Here is a 19,811-nt window from a genome sequence, read left to right as displayed (position 1 = left end):
GATGCCCTTGCCGGGCCGGTGCTCACCCGAACGGGTTGGCGGCGGCCACCCGCCCGGTGAACTCGTCGACACTCTCCCGGGCGCTGTCGACGCTCTCGTGGAACCTCTCGGAGCCGTACTGGACGTCCTCCGTCACAAGGCGCACGCCTTCCTTGTACAGGTTGTGCGTGCCGGTGACCGCCTCGTACCCGCGGGCAGTCCAGGAGCGGGGGTCCACGTACTGCCGAACATTCCCCGCGTCGTCCGCGACCGACTTGACCGAGTCCGCGAGCGCCGGTATTCGTCCCAGTGGCGTGTGCTCGACGAGGCTCGGCACCACACGGTCGAGGACACCGCCGAGCCGTCCGCTCGCGGCCTGGTAGAGGTTGGCATCTCCGAAGTGCCGGGCCACGGCCACGCCCAGACGGTCCTCGAACGTATCGGCGGTGATCTTGACCGCGTCGATCTTCCGCCCGACGACGCCGAAGGCCCGCATGCCCTGTTCCTCGACGGTCCGCACGGCGCTGCCGCCGACCGCCTCGACGATGTCGTCGGCACGTTCGAGGGAGTCGGCGGCTCTCGATCCGGCCTCCAGGACGTTCAACGGGATCTTGACGCCCTTGAAAGCCCCCAACCCGACCTTGCCCACCCGCGCCAGGTCCCCGAAGGGCACGAACCCCGCGATGTCCAGCCCGATGTCCAGCCAGTTCCCCTTCTTGGAGCCGGCTGCCCAACCGATGGCGTGCGCGGCGAGCGCGCCGCCGTTGAGGACCATGCCGATGGCCTCGAAGGCGACGGCGCCGACGATCGTCTCCGAGAAGATGACCGCCAGGACGTCGCAGGCCGCGCTGGCGTAACCGAGCCAGTCACCGATCTCGTAGATCGTGTCGGCGTGCTGTTGCACCCACTCCCAGATGTCCCCGGCGAGCTCCTCGATCGCGTCGCCGAGGCCGTTGAGGCCATCCAGGAAGCGGTCGAAGAGGCCCGGCTGGTCCGGGGCTCGTTCGGCGGCCCTTCGGACGGCCTCGGCGGCGGTGCGCGCGGCCGCCTCGTGGTCACCGAGCAGGGTCTGGGCCTTCTTGATGACGGTGTTCAGTGCCTGGGTGGCCTCGTCGACCCGTCGGGCGGCGCGGTCGAGGCGTTGCTGGGCGTCGTTCAAGGCCGCCTCGGTGTCGAAGGTCCGGCCGGCCAGTAACAGATCGGGGTCGGCCTCCGCCCGCTTCAGCACGCGGCGGGCCTCCTCGGCCTCCTCCTCGTAGCGGGCGGCGAGCGTCTGGAAGTCGGTCAGCTGTGACTGCCAGGCGTGCAAGGCCCGCGCGGCCTCCAGCAGCGAACCGTACCCGTCGGCGAGGTACCTCGGCAGTTCCCCGGCCTTCTCGGCGAAGCCTCGGGCGGCGTCGCCCTCCCAGATGCCGTCGGCCTTCCCCACGCGCGTGAGCGTGCCGTGGGCGTCGTTCAGCTGGTTGCCCACCTTGCTGAGCGTGGTGACGAGCTGCTGGACCGCGCCCGGCGCGCCGGGCGCCGGGTCGAATCCGAGCGCGTCGTAGGTCTGCGTGCTCATCCGTACGTTCCTCTCGACACGGCCATGCCGTACGTCCTCCCTCGACGGGGTCATCCGAAGGCGCGGGCCCGCGGAGCATCACCGTCCGGCACCGCGTCGCCGAAGGACACCGTGTCGGCGATGTCGGCCAGGACCGCCTGGTAGTGAAACAGGTCCTGGACGTCGGCGGTGCTCAGGCACAGGAGCAGGATCCGGTCGTCCCGGGGGAAGGGCACCCACACTTCGACACGTACGAAGAACCTCTCCTGCTCCCCGTCGGTGAGCTGCCACACGGCGCGGGACCCGGCGATGTGAACGACGGCCGGGCCGGCGGGAAGGCTGACGAGCTGGACCTCACCGCCGTCCTGACCGTGGCCGAGCGTCTCCGCGATGCCGGCGGCCGACAAGCGGCTGTGGACGAATGCGCACAGCCTCCTCGCCCGACCTTTCAGGCAGGGCCCGCTACGATCCCTGCGCCTGCTGCGCGTTCCCGCTGCTCAGTTCCGGGCCCGCGGCCAGCAGGTCCGCCCAGGCCGCCGGGACCGACACCGGGGTGATCTTGTCGTAGCCGAGCCTGACCTGCGCGGTGTTGGTCTTCTCGCCCTCGGCCTTCTCGCCGCCGGTCACCTGGCTGTCGTTGGTCGCGGGGACCGAGTACCGCAGGCCGGTGTCGGTGACCAGGTAGACGTTGCCGCCGCCGGCGTCGGTCCCGGTCAGCCGCTTGAACAGCAGGCCGCTGCCGGGCGAGACGTAGGTGCTGGAACCGCTCTGGGAGACGTCCTTCGGGTACTCCCGGCCGGTCCAGACGGTCATCTTGGGCAGGCCGGTGTACTGGTCGTCCTTGCCGTGCCAGACGCTGCACGAGACCTTGTTGCCGCCCTCCTCCCAGTGCGTGTTGGCCTGGGCGACCGGCTCCTTGGGGAAGTTGGCCTCGGACATCCACTCGCCGTCGGCCGGCTGGATGTCGTTGAAGGTGACCTCCACCGCCTCCGGGTTCTCGGCGCCGTAGACGCCCTCCACCCACGGGCTGCGCAGCCACAGCTGGGCCGTGAAGTCGGAGACGGGCTGGACCCGGTCCTTGAGCACGATGTACTTCTGCTTGCCGAGGCCCGACGGCGCCTCGACGACCAGACCCACCTTGGACAGGCTGGGGTCGAGGCCCTCGACCTCCGCCTGCGTGCCCACACCGTCCAGGTTCGGGAAGTCGAGGGCGCCCACCACGTTCAGCGTGCTGATGAACTCGGCGCTGACCTTCTGCGGCGAGACGCCGTCGCCGAAGACGGCGCGCTCCAGCGTCTTGATGCCCGCCTCCGTCCGGAGCTTCCAGTCCTTGCCGCCCATCAGATAGGCCCGGCCGTCGGAGGTCACCATGTACCGCGGGGCGGACCCGCCGGCGTCGGCCGGTCCCTCCACGTACAGGGCCTCGTCCTGCTCCAGCTCGTTGCCGCCCTTGTGCAGCAGGGCGGTGTAGTCGGACTGGTCCAGTACGTAGGAGGCCTTGACCGGCTGGTTCTCCTCACCCTTGCCCGGCGCCTCGCACAGGGCCCAGACCTTGACCGTCTCGGCGTCCTCGGAGGAGGGGAGGCGGTCCGGTGCGAAGGGGATGCCGACGGTGGCGCCCATGGCGTACTTGCTCTCGTCGAGCACCGACTCCTTGATCTTGATGACCTGCGGGTTGTCGCCCTTGAGGAGCAGCTTGGCGGAGGCCAGGTTGAGCACCGGGTGCAGGCTGGGCTTGTCCTCTCCCTTGGTGCGCACGAGGACGTAGCGGGTCGTCGACTCGCTGCCGACGAGGATGTTCTTGCCCTCCTCGTCCCAGCCCTTCGGCGCCGTCGGACTGAGCATCCCCCACGCGCCGAAACCGATGACGATGAGCGTCGCCACACCGAGACTCGGCAGGACGGTCTTGAAGGGGCGCGGCGCGCCTTCCTCTGAACCGTGCGGGGAGGGCTGGAGAAACGCCGCCACCGTGCGCCTGCGCGCGAAGGAGTAGGCGTTCAGCTCATCCCTACGTGTCGCCATCGATCGGTCAACTCCCCGTTTTCCACTTCGCTGCCGTTTACGGAATCCCCCGGATCCGCCCACCGTTCTGTGGCGTTTGCTCCCGCAGGGGCCCCTACTATGCCGTGTGACGATCGCACCGTACGGTACGGGGTACCGTGGTGCGCCGCCAGCTCAAGTCGCGGCCAGACAATGCAAAGGGGTTGTTCCGGGGGATGAGCACTGCGACCAGGTCTCGGCGCCGAAACGGCGGCCGTCGCACAGGGGAGAGCCAGGGTCCGCAAGGGCCGCCGGAACCGGCGCGGACCCCGTCCGCGCCCGCCGGCCGCACCGCCCCGGCCACGCCCTCGCTCGCCCGGCGCCCCGGCAGCATCGGGCCCATCCGGGTCCAGCAGCTGGTGGGCTTCGAACTGGCCGCCGCGGTGCTCCTGATCGGCTGGCTGCTGCGCCCCATCGGTCTCACCGTCGGGATCGTCGTGGCCGTGCCGCTGGTCCTGGCCGGGCTGCTGCGCCGGCGCGGACGTCCGCTGCCCGAGTGGTTCGCCACCGCCCGTGCCCTGCGGGACCGGCGCAAGCGCAACTCCGAGCCCGTGCCGCCCGGTACGGACCCCGGCTTCGCCCCGGCCGTCGAGTGCGACCCGGCGCTGCGCACCTACGCCTTCCACGACCGTGAGCAGCGTGAGATCGGCATGGTCGGCGACGGCACCTTCCTCAGTGCCCTGGTGCAGGTGGAGGCCGCCGACATCCCGCTGCGTCCCGCCGCCGGCACCCGGGACATCCCCCTCGACCTGCTCCAGGGGCTGCTGGAGGTGGACGACATCCGGCTCGCCTCCGTGCAGGTCGTCCAGCACACCCAGCCCGCGCCCGCCCCGCACCTGCCGCCGCAGGCCATGGCCGTCCGTTCCTACGGGCCGTTGCAGGCGCAGAGCATGACGCCGGGCCTGCGCCTGACCTGGGTCGCGCTCAAGCTCGACCCCGAGCTGTGCCCGGAGGCCGTGGCGGCCCGCGGCGGCGGTATGCAGGGAGCCAGGCGGGCACTGCAGCGGGTCGCCGACCAGTTGGCCAGCCGGCTGCTGGGGGCCGGGCTGAAGGCCAAGGTGCTGAGCGAGTCGGAGGTCGTCGCGGCCGTCGCCACCTCCAGCTGCGTCAACCCGCTGGCCACCACCGGCGGTGCCGCGCTGGACGGCAGCCGCTCCAACCGCCGTACCGCCGAGACCTCCCGCGCCTGGCGCTGCGACGACCGCTGGCACACCACGTACTGGATCTCCCGGTGGCCGCAGATCGGCGGCGGGGCGTCACCGCTGCCGCAGCTGGTCGGCGCGCTGACCTCCTCCCCCGCGCTGGCCAGCACCTTCTCGCTGACCATCAGCAAGCGCCGGGGCCCGCTCGTGGCCCTGTCCGGGCACGTGCGCCTGACCGGTCGCGGCGAGAACGAACTGGGCGAGGCCGCCCAGCACCTGGAGCGCTCCGCCGCCGCGTTCCGGATCGGCCTGGTCCGGCTCGACCGCGAGCAGCTGCCCGGAGTCCTGGCCACCCTGCCGCTGGGAGGTACCCGCTGATGCCCGCTCCCACCGCTTCGGCCACCGGCCGTTCCGGCTTCGGCTCGGGGACGTCGGGCTTCCCCGGGCAGCGCGCGGGACATCTGCCCCGCAACCCCGACCCCGCCCGGCACGGACCGCAGCGGCGCCTGCGGGCCGCCTTCGGTCTGCTCGGTCCCCGGCGCGAGCGCCACCTCGTGGACGCCGGCACGCTGTCGCAGCTGAGCCTCCCCGTCGGGGACGACGGCATGGTCCTGGGCATAGACCCCGACAACCAGCCCGCGGTGCTGGGGCTGTGCAGGCCCACCCGGCTGGACATCGTGCTGGTGGGCGGCACCTGGATGGCCCAGGTCATCGCCCTGCGCGCGGCGGCGATCGGCGCGCGGGTGGCCGTGGAGACGGCACGTCCCCAGCTGTGGTCGCCGATGGCGCAGGCGGCCGGCGGCGGCCAGCAGTGCGTGACGGTGCATCCCGTGGGGCGGATCGCCCCCCAGGGTCCGTCTCCGGCCAGTCCGGTGCTGATCATCCGCGACCTGGGCATCCGTCCGCCGCGCAGCCGTCTCACCACGGCGCCCTGGCAGTCGGTGCTGACGCTGCTCCCCTATCTCGGTCCCACCGCGCCCCGGCTGCTGTCCGCCGCCGACGTCGTCGGGGTGCAGCGGATCTCACCGCAGGAGTCCGACATCGTCGGCAAGGTGATGCGGCTGGGCCGGGACGACGTCACGTCCCTGCCGTCCCTGTCCGACAGCGTGGCCCTGTGGTGCACGCAGAAGCACCGGCAGTACGTCATGACCCAGCCGACCGACGCGGAGACCGGGCTCCTCGGGGCCCCGCGCCGGATGGACTGAGCGGGCTCCCCACCGCGTGCCGGGAGCGCCGTTCGGCACTCCCAGGGATGAACGGCCGCGGCAGCGGGTGGACGGCAGCGCCCCTCGGTGTGCGCCGGACGCCCCTGTCACCGCGCTGGTACGGCGAACAGGGCCGTTTCCCACGCGTGTTGGGACCCCGGCTGTTCGTCCGTGCGGGCCGGCGGGGGACAAGTAAGGTGACCGTGCATGTCGCCCGATCACCGAAAGGGGCCCTTTGACCATGGCCGACGCACAGGACAGCACCGCGGGGACGCCGGACGAGGACGTCAGGGCCCGCAAGGAGAGGGAACGGGACGAGCTGTACGCCCTGGACATCTCGGGTGTCGAGTGGCACAGCGCGCCCGGCACGGAGGAGCACGAGGAGCGCGTCGAGATCGCCTACCTCCCCGAGGGCGCGGTGGCCATGCGGTCGTCGCTCGACCCGGACACCGTACTGCGGTACACGGAGGCGGAGTGGCGGGCGTTCGTCCTCGGGGCCCGGGACGGCGAGTTCGACCTGGAGCCCGCTCCGCACAACGGCGGTACGCCGACGGAATGACACCGACTGTCCGGTTCCGTCCACGTCATGGCGCGGCGCACCAGGCCCTCAGGAGCAGCACCGGCCGGGAGGACGGCTCCTGAGGGAGACGGCGGTCCCGTGGGCGCGGACGCTCGGCGGACGGGCCTGCCCCACCGGACGCCAGGGCGTTTACGCTTGAGGCGGGTGCGGCGTCAGAACCCACGGGTGGGTTGTTCGCGTCCGGGGGAGAGCCAGACGGATCGGACGACAGGAACGGTCGCCCCCAGCCCGGCACGTGAGTGCCTGAACGGCACGAGGGTGCTCGACCACACCAGGAGGAATTGTGCACAGCGATCGGGACGGGATGCGCGTGGGCTGGACCACGCCCAGCGATGACCAGTCCGACGCGGAATCGGCCGTCGAGGTGACGGGCGAGTTCACCATCGACTACGCCGCGCCTGCCTGGTACACGCAGAGTTCGTCGACGGGCGGCGGGCAGCCATCCGCTCCCGCCCCCGCACACAACCCTCCCGCCGGCACGTCCGGTTCCGCGCCCGCGACCACGACGGCGGGAGGCACACCGCCGGCGGTCCCGGGCCAGGGGACCGCCCCCGGGTACGGGGCCCACCCCGGGCAGGCGCCCGCGCCCGGCCAGGGGCCGTTCCCCGGTTCCCCGGCGGGCCACGGGCAGGGCGCCGTTCCGGGACCCGGCCCGGGTCAGCCCCCGGTCCCGGGCGGGGGCTTCGGCCCCGTGCCGGCGACACCGCCGGGGCCGGCGGACGCGACCCCCATGCCCCCTTCGCCGCCCGTGGGCGCGACCCCCATGCCGCCCCCGCCGCCCGTGGGCGCGACCCCCGTCGCACCTCCCCCGCCGGTCGGCCGGCCCTATCCGACCGTCACCCCGCCCGCACCGGGCGCCCCTTCGGCGGAGCCCGCGGCTCCGACGCCCCCCGCCGCCCCCGGGCCGTACGGTGCCCAGGCCCCCGGCGACCCCCGGGCCGCCGCCCCGGCGTCCGGTGAGCCCGCGGACAGCGGACCCGCCCCCGCCGACACCCCGGCGGAGGCGGCCTCGTCCGCCACCGGCCCCGCCGACGGGGCCACGCCCCCCGGCGCCCCGCAGCCCTCGACGGACACCGGAACGACGGCCGTTCCCGGTACGCCGGACACCGCGTCCGGGACCGAAGAGGACGGCACGCCCGGCCGGGACACCGAGGCCGAGGACACCGGGACCGAAGGCGACCGGACCGAGGGCGACCGGACCGAGGGCAGCGCCGGGGCCGCGGACGGACAGCAGGAGCCGCCTGCCGCCGGGGGCATAACCGCTGAGGACGCGGCGGACGACGAGGCCGAAGCCGACAGTGCCGAGCCGTCCGGCGACGATCCGGCCGCCCAGCACCCGGCACCGGAGCCGGAACAGGGCTCACAGCAGGACCCGGCGTCCGGCTGGCGGCCCCCGCCGGCGCCGGAAGGTGCCGTTCCGCCCCTTCCGCCGCAGTTCCCGTCGGCCGCCACCGGCGGTGCGCCCATGCCCCCGGCCGCCCCGGCGCCGTCCGCCGCCCAGCCGTGGCCGACGGCGGACGGACAGCCGTCGCAGCCACAGCCGTACCCCGCACCGGCCGCCGACCCGTCAGCGTCCGGCCAGCCGGCCGCCGCCCAGCCGGGTGCTGCGCAAGCCGCGCCGCCCGGCTGGCCGGCCGCCTCCCAGCCGCCGGGACCGCCTACGCCGGCGGCCCCTCAAGGCACCTTCGGCGCCCCCCAGTCGCCGCAGGGGGGCTACGGCTTCCCCCGGCAGTCCGCGCCCCAGCCGCCGCAGGGCGGCTACGGCTTCCCGCCGCAGCACACACCCGCGCCACCGCCGGGCTACGGCTACCCGCACCAGCCTCCGCAGCCCGGTTACGGCTTCCCGCCGCAGCCCCCGCAGCCGACCCCGCAGGGCTACGGCTATCCGCAGCAGCCGCCCGCCCAGCCGGGGCAGCAGGGCCAGCCGGTACCCCCGCAGCAGGGACACCCCCAGGCACCGGGGACGCCCGGTGCGCCGGGGCAGCCGCCGCAGCCCCAGTACCCCTACGGCCAGCCGGCCGGACAGCCCGGCGTGGACCCCCGTACCGGCGCCCCCTATCCGCAGGCCATGCAGCACGACCAGCGGGAGCAGGTCAGCCCGGGAGCACCGCTCGGTTACAACGCGGCCGTCGAGCTGACCTCCGACCGGCTGGTCAACAGCAGGAAGCAGAAGGCCAAGAGCAGCCGTCCCACCCCCGGTGGGTCGCGGTTCAAGCTCGGTGGCCGCAAGGAGGAGCTGGAGCGGCAGCGCAAGATCGACCTCATCCGCACCCCGGTGCTGTCCTGCTACCGGATCGCGGTCATCAGTCTGAAGGGCGGCGTGGGCAAGACGACCACGACGACCGCGCTCGGCTCCACCCTCGCCAGCGAGCGGCAGGACAAGATCCTGGCCATCGACGCCAACCCGGACGCCGGCACGCTCGGCCGCCGGGTGCGGCGGGAGACCGGCGCCACCATCCGCGACCTGGTCCAGGCGATCCCGTACCTCAACTCGTACATGGACATCCGCCGCTTCACCTCGCAGGCGCCGTCGGGCCTGGAGATCATCGCCAACGACGTGGACCCGGCCGTCTCCACGACCTTCAACGACGAGGACTACCGGCGCGCGATCGACGTACTGGGCAAGCAGTACCCGATCATCCTCACGGACTCGGGCACCGGACTGCTCTACAGCGCCATGCGCGGCGTGCTCGACCTCGCCGATCAGCTGATCATCATCTCGACACCGTCGGTGGACGGCGCGAGCAGCGCCAGCACGACGCTGGACTGGCTGTCCGCGCACGGGTACGCGTCCCTGGTCTCCCGGTCCCTCACCGTGATCTCCGGGGTGCGCGAGACCGGCAAGATGATCAAGGTCGAGGACATCGTCACCCACTTCGAGCAGCGCTGCCGGGGCGTGGTCGTCGTCCCGTTCGACGAGCACCTGGCGGCGGGCGCCGAGGTCGACCTCGACATGATGCGGCCCAAGGTCCGGGAGGCCTACTTCGACCTGGCCACGAAGGTGGCCGAGGACTTCGTGCGGGCCCAGCAGGAGCAGGGCCTGTGGACGTCGGACGGCAACCCGCCGCCGACCATGGCTCCGCCGATGCCGGGATACCCGACGCCGGGCGGACAGCCGTACCAGGCGCCTCCCGGTACGCAGCCCGGTCAGCCCTGGCAGACCGGTCCGCAGCCCGGGTACGCCCCGCAGCCTCCGTATCAGCAGCCGGGGCAGCCGCCGCAGCAGCAGTAGCGCACACGGACCACAGGGCCCGTACCGGTGTGAAGCCGGTACGGGCCCTGTGGTCCGTGCCCCGCGGTGGACGCCGCCGCGTCCCTGGCTAGGACCGCTTCTCCGCCTCCGCCACCAGTTCCCGGCACGCCTTGACGTCCTCGCTCATCTGCTCCAGCAGCGCGTCCAGCGTGTCGAACCTCGCCTGCCCCCGTACGAAGGCCAGGAAGTCGACGGCGACGTGCAGGCCGTACAGGTCGAGGCCGACGCGGTCGATGGCGTACGCCTCCACCGTGCGCTCGGTGCCCTCGAACTGCGGGTTGGTGCCGACCGAGATCGCGGCCGGCATCGCCTCGCCGGCCGCGTGCAGCCAGCCGGCGTAGACGCCGTCGGCCGGGACGGCGGTGTGCGGGAGGGGCTCGACGTTGGCCGTGGGGAAGCCCAGTTGGCGGCCGCGCTGGGCGCCGCGGACGACGACGCCCTCCACGCGGTGCGGGCGGCCGAGGATCTCGGCGGCGCCGCGGACGTCGCCCTCGGCGACCAGGCGCCGGGTCAGGGTCGAGGAGAAGGGCTGCCCGTCGCCCGCGTCACCGGTCACGTACAGGTCGACGACCTCGACCTCGAAGTCGTAGACGCGGCCCTGTTCGGCGAGGAAGTCGACGTTCCCGGCGGCCTTGTGGCCGAAGCGGAAGTTGGGGCCCTCGACGACCGCCTTGGCGTGCAGCTTGTCGACCAGGACCTTGACCACGAAGTCGGCCGGGGAGAGGTTCGAGAACTCCTTGGTGAAGGGCAGGATGAGGACCGCGTCCACGCCCAGTTCGGCGCAGAGTTCGGCGCGGCGGTGGTGCGGGGCCAGCAGGGGGGGGTGGCTGCCGGGGCGGACGACCTCGCTGGGGTGCGGGTCGAAGGTGACGACGACGGCCGGGACGCCGAGCGCGCGGGCCCGGTCCACCGCGTGCCGGATGATCAGCTGGTGCCCGCGGTGGACGCCGTCGTAGGAGCCGATGGTGACGACGCTGCGTCCCCAGTCCTCGGGGATGTCCTCCAAGCCACGCCAGCGCTGCACTGTGTCTGCTCCTTGTCGCAAACTCGTCGAGAACCTTGCCGCTTCCGCAGGTCTAAGGGTGCCATGCCGCCCGCCCGCGGCCCGCATCGGCATGGAATGTCACCGGGCGCGCGCGGCCGGCCCCGGCCTCACGCGGGAACGCCCAGGCCGGCCAGGCTCTCGACGGTCCGGCGGGTGCCGGGGCCGACCAGTCCCGCCCACTCCTCGGGGGCGCTGGACAGCCAGCCGGCCAGGTGGGCGGCGAAGCCGGGGACCTGCCGGGCGAAGGTGACCAGGGCGGTGTCGAAGCGGGCGGCGCCCTCGGGGGTGCGGACCAGCCGGAGGCCGGTGCGCCGGACCAGGGTGCGCAGTCCGTCGGACGGTCCGTGGCCCGGTCCGCCGGCCGGTCCGTCGAACGGACCGTCTCCTGGCCCGTCACCCGGTCCGTCGGCAGGTTCACCGCCCGGTCCGTCGCCCGGGAGGACCGCGGCGCGCAGCAGTGCGTCCAGCACGGCGGGGTCGCGTTCGTGTTCCAGGAGGAGTTCGCGCAGCTCCGCGCGGAGGGAGGCGCAGGCGCTGGTGCCGGGGGCGCCCAGCACGGTGGCGAGTGCGGTGCGCACCGGCTCGGGGCCGCCGGTCAGCAGCCCGCCGGCCAGCGGCAGGAGTGTCTCGCGGGCGGCACGCGGGTCCTGCCCGAGCCGCCGGTCCACGTACGCGGCGACGTGTCCGGCGGTCTCGGGGCGCTCCGCGACGGCTTCCGCCACCACCTCCGCGATCCGGCCGGCCAGCCCCGGGGTGGCCGCGTCGGCGAGTCTGCGTAGCGCCTCCCCGGCGTCCGGGCCGCGCAGCCGGGCCCGGAAGGCGGCCAGGACCGGCTCCGGATGGGTGGGCAGGGCGACGGCCATCGCGCTCGGCGGCAGGTACGGGTCGCCGGCCGCGAAGTGGCGCACCGCCCGTTCCAGGTGGCGGTCGCGGCTGTCGGGGTCGTGCACGAGCAGGGCCAGGGCGGCGCCGTGCAGCGGGCTGTCGGCGGAGCGGACCAGCAGGGCGAGGGCGGCGTAGCGCAGCAGTCGGCGGTCGGTCTCGTCGCTCGCGTGCGGCGCGGCGCGCAGCCCGTACGTCAGGGCCGCCGCGCGCCGGGCGTGGCGCTCGTCGCGGGCCCACCGGTCGGCGGCGCGGCACAGGGCGGAGGGTTCCTCCTCGGCGAGGACGGCGAGCAGTTCGCCGGCCCGGGGGTGCGCGCTGTCCACGAGCGCCTCGACGAGGTCGTCGGGGGCCCGGTGCCGGTGGGTGTGCAGCAGCGCCTGCGCGGCCGTGGCCACGGTGGCGTGCGGCGCGGCGGGCAGCGGCCGTTCGTCGTCGAACCAGCGGATCAGGAGCGGCTGTACGGTCTCGGGGCCGGCCGCGAGCAGGGCGGCGACCGCGTCGAGGTGCCGGGGGCCCGGCTCGTGCGGGGGTCCGTCGGCGCGGACCAGCCGGCGGAGCAGGTCGAGGCGGAGGTCGTCCGGCAGCGGCAGGGCCGTCCAGAAGGCCGGCCCGAACTCGCGCGGCACCGGCCGCCCTTCCTCCCGCCGGGCCACGGCCGCGTCGGCGAGCCGGCGCAGCACCTCCGCGTACGGCACCGGGTCGGGTACCCGGGCCAGCGCCCCGGCCAGCAGCCGGGCGGCCCACCAGGAGTACGGGTCGGCGTCCAGGGCGTGGGCCAGCTCCTCGAGCCGGGCGGCGAGCCGGGGGGCACCGTGCTGGCGGGCGAGGTGGAGCAGGGCCTCGACGACGGGGCCGGCGCGGTGGTGCGGCACGGGCGGGCCAAAGGACTCGGTGCCGCGGGGGCGGCGCTGGTGGACGAGGGCGCGCAGGGCCTCGTCCAGGTCGAGGTGGAGGCCCTGGAGCCAGTCGGCGAGTTCCTCGTGCCCGAAGCGGTAGCCGCTGCCCGCGGGCACCAGGAGGCCCTCGGCGAGGACGGCGGACGCCCAGCCCGAGGTGCCGCCGAGGTGGGCCGGGCCCGGCCCCCGGGGGAACAGCGCCTCGAACGACTCCCGGTCCAGCGCCCCCTCCCCCGGGGCGAGGCTGCGCCGGGCGGCCTCGTGGACCTGCCCGGACACCTTCGCCGCGAGGCGCCGCACGTCCCGGCCGGACAGGCCGTTCTCCGCGGCCAGGCGGGTCGCGATCCGCAGGCAGACCAGGTCGAGGTGGGCCGCGAACACGTCGTCGCGGCTCAGGGGGGCGGGGCCTTCGGCGCCGGTGGTGGGCGGGGGGTCGCCCAGGGCCGTGCGGACCTCGGAGTACAGGCGGAGGGTGAGGGGGTGGCGGGCGTCGGCGTCCGCGAGCGCGCCGTCCGGCACGCCGAGCCGTGCCCGGACCCGCCGTGCCTCGTCGTCGGTCAGGTCGCCCAGCAGGACGCGGGGCGGGGCCGGGGAGGGGGAGGGGGAGGCCGCGGGCCGGTACAGCAGGTCGCGGGGGAACTCCGTACCCGCCCGCTCCCAGTACTCGGCGCGGCACGCCACGATCAGCCGGGTGCCCGTCCGCCGCAGCCAGGCCGCCGTGCCCTCGCTCCACTCGGCCAGCCGCCGGTGCAGTCCCGGCGGCATCTCCTCGGGCCCGTCCAGGACCAGGAGCAGAGGACGGCCGGCCGCCCGGGCCAGCCGGGCCAACCGCCCCGGGGAGACATCCCCGAGCCCGGTATCACCGGGACCGACCGGACTCACCGGACCGCCGGGGCCTGCGGGGCCGCCGGGGCCTGCGGGGCCACCGGGGCCTGCGGGGCCTGCGGGATCACCGGGATCGCCGGGGCCTACGCGGTCTCCGGGACCTACACGGTCTCCGGGGCCCACGGGATCACCGGGACCGACCGGACTCACCGGACCGCCGGGGCCTACGCGACCACCGGGCCCTACGGAACCTACGCGACCACCGGGAACTTCCGGCCCCGTCAGACCTGCCGGCCCCGCCGGATCTCCGAGGCCCCGCCGCCCGTCGGGAGTCTCCGCCACGCGGTCCCCGGAGCCGAGCCGCTCCGCTCCCCCGGCGCTCCGCGGCTCCTCCGCCTCTCCCGGCGTCCCCGCGTCGGCGCCCCCCGCCCCCGGAGGAGCGACCCGCACCCCGCCGAACCCGTTCAGCCCGCCCGGTCCCCCGGCCGCGGCCACGGTCCGCGCCGCCCGGGCCAGCGCCCGCCCCGCCGCGTCCGCCACGGACGCGTCGTCGTCCCGCAGGTCCGCTCCCCGCAGCCACAGCGTCGGGGCGGGCCGCGGGCCCCGGCCGCGGCGGTCGGCGAGGGCCGCCAGCTCCGTCGTACGGCCGCTGCCGGGGGCGCCGACGAGGCCGAGGACGTACGCCGGGCCCTCCGCGAAGGCGGCGAACTCCCGTGCCGGCAGCTCCCGTTCGGCCGGTGGCGCCGGACGGACGGTGCCGGCACCCCGCGCCCGGGCGCCCGCCGGCCGGTTGGGGCGGACCGAGGCTGCCGTCAGCTCCAGCACCCCGGCCAGGTTGAGGTCGGCGCCGTACGCCGGGACCGTCGCCGCGTTCTCGGCGAACAGCTCGGCGAGCGGGCCGGGGACGTGGCCGGGGCGCAGCGGCACGGCGAAGCCGAGGTCGCTGTGGCCGGACCGCAGCGCGGTGCCGAGGACGCCGACCACGGCCCCGGTCGTGGCGTCGAGCACCGGCCCCCCGGCCGCCCCGCCGCCCAGCCGCAGCGCGTCCCGGCCCAGGGTGCCGACGGCCAGTTCCAGCGCGTCGCCGATGAAGTGGAAGCCTTCGGTGGACGTGTACGTCACGTCGGCGGTGCCGAGCACCCGTGCCTCGCGCCAGCCGCCGGCGGCGATCCGCACGTAGCTCCCGGCGGTGGGGCCGTCCCCCGTGGTGAGGGGCAGCGGGGCCAGCCCCAGGCCCTCGGTGCGGACCAGGGCGAGGTCCAGGCCGGGCAGCGGGATGACCGCGTCCGCGGTCACGGTGCAGTGCCGGTCACGGGCGCCGTGGAGGACCAGCCGGGGCAGGCCGTCGACGGCCTCGTGGCTGGTGACGACCGTGCCGTGGCGGTCGGCGACGAATCCCGTGCCGCGGGGGCGCCCGGCCAGGTCGTGGACCTGGACCAGGGCGGGTCCGGCCGGGGCCGGGGGCGGACCGCCGGCGGCCGGCGGCCCGCCGCCCGGCGCGGCCCCGTCCGGCGACGCCGCGCCACCCTCGTTCCGGTCCCGCGACGTCACCGCCGTCAGGTCCCGCGACGCCCTTGTCCTCCGGTTCCGCGACGCCATCGTCGAACCTCCCCCGCCGTACGCCGTGCTCCGGGTCCGACGGTAGGCGGGTGATGATCAGCGGGACAGATCGCGTGGGGAACGCGCCCCCTTGTGCTCCCCCGGTTCACTCCGAGCGCCTGCCCGGACGGGTGAACAGAGGGGCCCCTTTGGATAACCCTAGGGGTGGGGGAACCGAGGGGGACCGTGGAGCGGCGGCGAGGACGACCCCGTGTCCGCCGCTCCACGGACGATCGCTCCCGGTCCCCTTCGCGCCTTCCTCAGCCGAAGACGGCCAGGCTCTTCGCCTTGCCCCGCTGCTCCTCGACCAGTGCGAGCAGAGTGCCCCCGGGGCCGAAGACGGCCACCGCGCCGGCGCCCGCGTAGACCTCGGGCATCTCCAGCCGCACCCCGTTGGCGAGCAGGCGGGCCCGCCGCTCGTCCACGTCCCAGCGCGGGAAGGCGGCCCCGGCCGCCTCGGCGACCGGCATGACCTGCAGCTCCTGCTGGAGCTGGTCCAGCGTCCGCGCGGCGTCCAGCTTGTACGGCCCGACCCGGGTGCGGCGCAGCGCGGTCAGGTGGCCGCCGACGCCGAGGCCGGCGCCGAGGTCACGGGCGAGCGCGCGGATGTACGTACCGGAGGAGCAGACCACCGACACCACCAGGTCCAGGACCGGGGTGCCGTCCTCGGCGACCGCCTCCCTCACGTCGTACACCTGGAAGGAGGAGACGGTGACCGGCCGGGCCGGGATGTCGAACTCCTCGCCCTCGCGCGCCCGCTTGTAGGAGCGCACGCCGTTGATCTTGATGGCGCTGACCTTGGACGGCACCTGCATGATGGCGCCGGTCAGCTCGGCGATCCCCGCGTCGATGGCGTCGCGGGTGACCTTCGAGGCGTCGGCCGACCCCGTGATCTCGCCCTCGGCGTCGTCGGTCAGGGTGGTCTGGCCGAGCCGGACGGTCCCCACGTACTCCTTCTCGGTCAGGGCGAGGTGCCCCAGGAGCTTGGTGGCCCGCTCCACGCCGAGGACCAGGACGCCCGTCGCCATCGGGTCGAGCGTGCCGGCGTGCCCGACGCGCCGCGTGCGGGCGATGCCGCGCATCTTGGCGACGACGTCGTGCGAAGTGAAGCCCGACGGCTTGTCGACGATGACAAGGCCGTCGGGCGTGGTGTGCTTGTCGGTCATTTAGCGGTGTCGTCCGTCCCGTCGGCCTCGTCGGCCGTGTCGTCGTCCTCGCCCGGCTTGCGGTACGGGTCCGCCTCGCCGGCGTAGCGGGCGCCCGCGGACGCCTCGCGCACCTTGGCGTCGGACTGCCGTGCCTTGTCGAGGAGGTCCTCGATGGTCCGGGCGGTGTCCGGGAGGGCGTCCATGACGAAGGCGAGGGTCGGGGTGAACTTCACCCCGGCCGCCTTGCCGACCTCGGAGCGCAGGATGCCCTTGGCGCTCTCCAGGCCCGCCGCGGCGGCCTGCCGCTCCTCGTCGTCGCCGTAGACCGTGTAGAAGACGGTCGCCTCCCGGAGGTCACCCGTGACCCGGGTGTCCGTGATGGTGACGTGGGAGCCGAGCCGCGGGTCCTTGATCCCGCGCTGCAGCTTCTGGGCCACCACTTCCCGGATGAGGTCCGCCAGCCTCTTGGCCCGCGCGTTGTCGGCCACTGGTCCGTCTCCCGTTCTTTCCTGGTCGATCTCGTTCTTGGGGTCAGTCGTCGTCGCCGTGGAAGCGCCGTCGGACGGACAGCAGCTCCACTTCGGGGCGGCCGGCGACCAGCCGTTCGCACCGGTCGAGCACGTCACTGAGGTGCCCGGCGTCGCCGGACACCAGGGCCAGACCGATGACGGCCCGGCGATGGAGGTCCATGTGATCCACCTCCGCCGCGCTCACCGCGTACTTCCGCTGGAGTTCGGCGACGATCGGGCGGACGACGGACCGCTTCTCCTTCAGCGAATGTACGTCGCCGAGGAGGAGGTCGAAGGACAGCGTCCCCACATACATGTGCAACCGGTTCACCCGCCGGTCCGGGATCGATGGCCCCGCCGTCCGTGGGGCGGGGACATCAGAACCGTACAACGAACGGCCGGGGCCGATCGACGGATATTGCTTCCGCCGACCGGCCCCGGACCGCGCCGTCTGGAGAAGACGGGGCTGTCACACCCGCGGCTTCTCGCGCATCTCGTACGTCGCGATGACGTCGTCGACCTTGATGTCGTTGAAGTTCCCGAGGTTGATACCGCCCTCGAAGCCTTCGCGGATCTCGGTGACGTCGTCCTTGAAGCGGCGCAGACCCTCGATGTTGAGGTTCTCCGCGATGACCTTGCCGTCGCGGATGAGGCGTGCCTTGGTGTTGCGCCTGACCTCGCCGGAGCGGATGAGGACACCCGCGATGTTGCCCAGCTTGGACGAGCGGAAGACCTCGCGGATCTCCGCCGTACCCAGCTCGACCTCTTCGTACTCCGGCTTGAGCATGCCCTTGAGGGCCGCCTCGATCTCCTCGATCGCCTGGTAGATGACCGAGTAGTACCGGACGTCCACGCCCTCGCGCTCGGCCATCTGCGCGGCACGCCCGGCGGCGCGCACGTTGAAGCCGATCACGATGGCGTCGGAGCCCATCGCCAGGTCGATGTCGGACTCCGTGACCGCGCCGACGCCGCGGTGCAGGACGCGGATGTCGACCTCTTCGCCGACGTCCAGCTGGAGCAGGGAGGACTCCAGGGCCTCGACGGAACCGGAAGCGTCACCCTTGATGATCAGGTTGAGCTGCTGGACCTCGCCGGCCTTGAGCACCTTGTCCAGGTCCTCCAGGGAGACGCGGCGGGTGCGCTTGGCGAACGCGGCGTTGCGCTCGCGGGCGGCGCGCTTCTCCGCGATCTGGCGGGCCGTACGGTCCTCCTCGACCACGATGAAGTTGTCGCCGGCGCCCGGGACGTTGGTCAGGCCGAGGACCTGGACCGGCGTCGACGGGCCCGCCTCGGGCACGTTGTTGCCGTTGTCGTCGAGCATGGCGCGGACGCGGCCGTAGGCGTCGCCCACCACCATCGTGTCGCCGACCCGCAGCGTGCCTCGCTGCACGAGGACCGTCGCCACGGCACCGCGGCCGCGGTCGAGCCGGGACTCGATCGAGATGCCCTGCGCGTCCTGGTGCGGGTTGGCCCGCAGGTCGAGCGAGGCGTCGGCCGTGAGGATCACGGCCTCAAGGAGCGAGTCGATGTGCAGACCCTGCTTGGCGGAGATGTCGACGAACATGGTGTCGCCGCCGTACTCCTCGGCCACCAGGCCGTACTCGGTCAGCTGACCGCGCACCTTGGTCGGGTCGGCGCCCTCGACGTCGATCTTGTTGACCGCGACGACGATCGGGACGTCGGCCGCCTTGGCGTGGTTGAGCGCCTCGACCGTCTGCGGCATGACGCCGTCGTTGGCCGCGACGACCAGGATCGCGATGTCCGTCGACCGGGCACCACGGGCACGCATGGCGGTGAACGCCTCGTGACCCGGGGTGTCGATGAAGGTGATCTTGCGCTCTTCGTCGTTGACCTCGGTCGCGACCTGGTAGGCACCGATGTGCTGGGTGATGCCGCCGGCCTCGCCCGCGATGACGTTCGTCTTGCGGATGGCGTCGAGCAGTCGGGTCTTGCCGTGGTCGACGTGACCCATGACGGTCACCACCGGCGGACGGACGACCAGGTCCTCCTCGGAGCCCTCGTCCTCGCCGAACTCCAGGTCGAAGGACTCGAGCAGCTCGCGGTCCTCCTCCTCCGGGCTGACGATCTGAACCGTGTAGTTCATCTCGTCGGCGAGGAGCTGGAGCGTCTCGTCGGAGACGGACTGCGTGGCCGTGACCATCTCGCCGAGGTTCATCATGACCGCGACGAGCGACGCCGGGTTGGCGTTGATCTTCTCCGCGAAGTCGGTGAGCGAGGCACCACGCGACAGGCGGATGGTCTCGCCGTTGCCGCGGGGCAGCATCACGCCGCCGACCGACGGGGCCTGCATGGCCTCGTACTCCTGGCGCCTCTGCCGCTTCGACTTGCGGCCGCGACGCGCGGGACCGCCGGGACGGCCGAAGGCGCCCTGCGTGCCACCACGGCCACCGGGGCCGCCGGGACGGCCGCCGAAGCCGGGACGGCCACCGCCGCCGCCGAAGCCGCCGCCACCGCCGGGACGGCCGGCGAAGCCGCCGCCGCCACCGGGACGACCGGCACCGCCGCCGCCGCCACCGGGACGGCCGGCGAAACCGCCGCCACCCGGACGACCGGCACCGCCGGGACGACCGGCACCGCCGGGTCCGCGACCGCCGCCGCCGGGGCCCGGACGCGGGCCGGCAGCGGGACGCTGCGGCATCATGCCGGGGTTGGGACGCGGGCCGCCGCCGGGACGCGGACCCGCGGCGCCGCCCTGCGGACGGGGCATCGAGCCCGGGGTCGGACGGTTGCCGCCCGGAGCCTGGGGACGGGGACCGCCGCCCTGGCCGCCGGGGGCCTGCGGACGCGGACCGCCGCCGGCGGGACCGCCGGGACCGGGACGCGGGCCGCCGCCCTGCGGGCGCGGGGACTGCGGACGGGCCATACCGGCGTTGCCGCCGGAGGTGAAGGGGTTGTTGCCCGGGCGCGGGCCGGACGGACGGGCGCCGGGACGCGCCGCCGGGGCACCGGGACGCGGACCGCCGGAACGGCCCTGACCGCCGCCCTGCTGACCCTGGCCCTGGCCCTGGCCGGACGGCCGGCCGCCGGGCTTGGGGGCGCCGGGACGCGCGCCGGGCCTCGGCCCGGACGGGGCCGGTGCCGCGGCGGGCGGCGCGGTGAACTCGGGCGCGGCCGGAGCCGGACGCGGCGCGGGCCGGGGGCCCG

General features: G+C 74.4%; 13 protein-coding genes. 4 read left to right on the top strand and 9 right to left on the bottom strand.

Features of this window, described 5'->3' with window-relative positions:
• Nucleotides 1-22: 22 nt before the first annotated feature.
• Genes ACY1JF_RS27120 through eccB form a run of 3 tightly spaced genes read right to left on the bottom strand, consistent with a single transcriptional unit; the run spans nucleotide 23 to nucleotide 3,541 of the window.
• Nucleotides 23-1,540, bottom strand: a complete 1,518-nt coding sequence (locus ACY1JF_RS27120) for a putative T7SS-secreted protein (RefSeq protein WP_462707890.1) — start codon at nucleotides 1,538-1,540, stop codon at nucleotides 23-25.
• Between the two features lie 50 nt (nucleotides 1,541-1,590).
• Complete coding sequence (locus ACY1JF_RS27115; RefSeq protein WP_462707889.1) at nucleotides 1,591-1,926, bottom strand: hypothetical protein; 336 nt, start codon at nucleotides 1,924-1,926, stop codon at nucleotides 1,591-1,593.
• Between the two features lie 55 nt (nucleotides 1,927-1,981).
• On the bottom strand, nucleotides 1,982-3,541 hold the full coding sequence (gene eccB / locus ACY1JF_RS27110) for a type VII secretion protein EccB (RefSeq protein ID WP_462707888.1): 1,560 nt from the start codon (nucleotides 3,539-3,541) through the stop codon (nucleotides 1,982-1,984).
• Nucleotides 3,542-3,735: 194 nt separating this feature from the next.
• On the opposite strand from eccB, the gene eccE reads away from it, so the two are divergent.
• The 4 genes from eccE to ACY1JF_RS27090 all read left to right on the top strand — a co-directional run bounded on the left by eccE (nucleotide 3,736) and on the right by ACY1JF_RS27090 (nucleotide 9,718).
• Nucleotides 3,736-5,079, top strand: coding sequence for a type VII secretion protein EccE (eccE, locus tag ACY1JF_RS27105; RefSeq protein ID WP_462707887.1), 1,344 nt, complete (start codon nucleotides 3,736-3,738; stop codon nucleotides 5,077-5,079).
• A complete protein-coding gene (locus ACY1JF_RS27100; protein ID WP_462707886.1) occupies nucleotides 5,079-5,906 on the top strand; it encodes a hypothetical protein in 828 nt (275 codons plus the stop codon). The genes eccE and ACY1JF_RS27100 overlap by 1 nt, the downstream gene beginning before the upstream one ends.
• A 241-nt stretch (nucleotides 5,907-6,147) precedes the next feature.
• The gene (locus ACY1JF_RS27095; RefSeq protein ID WP_462707885.1) at nucleotides 6,148-6,465 is read left to right on the top strand and encodes a DUF397 domain-containing protein; all 318 of its coding nucleotides are present in this window, start codon (nucleotides 6,148-6,150) and stop codon (nucleotides 6,463-6,465) included.
• 304 nt (nucleotides 6,466-6,769) lie between these two features.
• The gene (locus ACY1JF_RS27090) at nucleotides 6,770-9,718 is read left to right on the top strand and encodes an SCO5717 family growth-regulating ATPase (RefSeq protein ID WP_462707884.1); all 2,949 of its coding nucleotides are present in this window, start codon (nucleotides 6,770-6,772) and stop codon (nucleotides 9,716-9,718) included.
• A gap of 88 nt (nucleotides 9,719-9,806) precedes the next feature.
• Here ACY1JF_RS27090 and ACY1JF_RS27085 read toward each other — a convergent pair whose 3' ends face one another.
• The 6 genes from ACY1JF_RS27085 to infB all read right to left on the bottom strand — a co-directional run.
• A complete protein-coding gene (locus ACY1JF_RS27085) occupies nucleotides 9,807-10,763 on the bottom strand; it encodes a bifunctional riboflavin kinase/FAD synthetase (protein WP_462707883.1) in 957 nt (318 codons plus the stop codon).
• 128 nt (nucleotides 10,764-10,891) lie between these two features.
• Entirely contained in the window at nucleotides 10,892-14,989 is a 4,098-nt protein-coding gene (locus ACY1JF_RS27080; protein ID WP_462707882.1) for a hypothetical protein, read from the bottom strand.
• Nucleotides 14,990-15,249: 260 nt separating this feature from the next.
• Nucleotides 15,250-16,155: a tRNA pseudouridine(55) synthase TruB gene (truB, locus tag ACY1JF_RS27075; RefSeq protein ID WP_462707881.1), complete on the bottom strand. Its 906-nt coding sequence runs from the start codon at nucleotides 16,153-16,155 to the stop codon at nucleotides 15,250-15,252.
• Nucleotides 16,152-16,625 (bottom strand): 30S ribosome-binding factor RbfA, encoded by a 474-nt coding sequence (gene rbfA, locus ACY1JF_RS27070; protein ID WP_462707880.1) that lies wholly within the window; start codon nucleotides 16,623-16,625, stop codon nucleotides 16,152-16,154. Before rbfA ends, truB begins: the two co-directional genes overlap by 4 nt.
• A gap of 43 nt (nucleotides 16,626-16,668) precedes the next feature.
• Entirely contained in the window at nucleotides 16,669-16,962 is a 294-nt protein-coding gene (locus ACY1JF_RS27065; protein WP_462707941.1) for a DUF503 domain-containing protein, read from the bottom strand.
• Nucleotides 16,963-17,115: 153 nt separating this feature from the next.
• Nucleotides 17,116-19,811 (bottom strand): translation initiation factor IF-2 (infB, locus tag ACY1JF_RS27060; protein ID WP_462707879.1); only part of this gene is annotated, 2,696 nt, incomplete at its 5' end.

Source organism: Streptomyces sp. SYSU D01066-1, assembly GCF_054956795.1.
This window is presented reverse-complemented; position numbering and strand designations above follow the sequence as displayed.